This window comes from Bacillus sp. SIMBA_074 (genome assembly GCF_046534555.1).
GTDB classification, from domain to species: Bacteria; Bacillota; Bacilli; order Bacillales; family Bacillaceae_G; genus Bacillus_A; species Bacillus_A mycoides.
Window position 1 is genome coordinate 1 of record NZ_JAWRYM010000332.1, and the last position, 293, is coordinate 293.

At 27.6% G+C, this 293-nt stretch carries 1 protein-coding gene; it reads right to left on the bottom strand.

Going from position 1 to position 293, the window contains the following annotated elements:
* Nucleotides 1-293, bottom strand: a 293-nt coding sequence (locus SB773_RS31055) for a hypothetical protein (RefSeq protein ID WP_410594100.1), incomplete at both ends; no start/stop codon positions are given.

The window sequence follows — 293 nt, forward strand, 5'->3', positions numbered from 1 at the left end:
GTATGAATCATAAAACTCTTCTTTAACATATTTAATTGCCTCACTATCTCCGTAAACAAAGCTTTTAATACAAGAAGATAATTCATTCTTTAAAGCATTAAATTCACTCATATTCTTAATGACTTCAAAGTTAATACCATTTTCAGCATCATATGCATCATTTTTTATCGCTAATTCATGAAGTTTAATATTAACCGCTCTAATAGAATACCCAAATTTGATTGATTCAATCTTTTCTTCCGAGAAAATCAACTTATCTACAACAGTCAAACCTTCTTTTAAACTTTCATAGG